The sequence below is a fragment of the Vibrio sp. 1402 genome (assembly GCF_033340275.1).
The window spans coordinates 1-521 of record NZ_JAWOWE010000685.1; the positions used below are offsets into that span (position 1 = coordinate 1).

Genomic DNA, 521 nt, shown 5'->3' on the forward strand with positions numbered 1-521 from the left:
GTAGTTGCGGAAATTGTTGCTCTAGGTTTTTAAGCACATCCGGTAATCGAGTCAGCGGAATCCCTTCATCAATCGCGAGAACAAGCTCGCTCGCCTGCGCAGAAAAGAGCTGAGTCGCTTTATTGTTTAATCGGTCGAGTTGACTGATCGCCGCTTGCGCGTAAGGCATCAGAGCATGGCCGTTCTCGGTCAGTTTGGGATAACGGCCGGAGCGATCAAACAGATCGACACCACAGTCGAGTTCCATGTTCATAATGTGTTGGCTTATCACGGATTGGGCTCGACCTAACTTTCTCGCTGCTGCGGAAAATGAGCCGGATTCGGATGTGGCAACAAACGCCTGCAATTGTTCGATAGTAAACATATCGCTTTTACCGATGGTATCTAACTTTTTATTATCTCAATCATAGATAAAATTTCAGTCATTGAGTAGAACAAATGGGTAGCTAATCATTACTCGTAACGATCGAATCTTCCCCGCAGTACTTTTTAAATTGATGGCGTTAGCGATCATTGTGCCT

Annotated in this window: 1 protein-coding gene; it reads right to left on the reverse strand. The window is 45.7% G+C overall.

Annotated features, from left to right (window positions below):
- Positions 1 to 364, reverse strand: a 364-nt coding sequence (locus tag R7044_RS27945; RefSeq protein ID WP_225456339.1) for a LysR family transcriptional regulator, incomplete at its 3' end; no start/stop codon positions are given.
- Between the last annotated feature and the right edge of the window lie 157 nt (positions 365 to 521).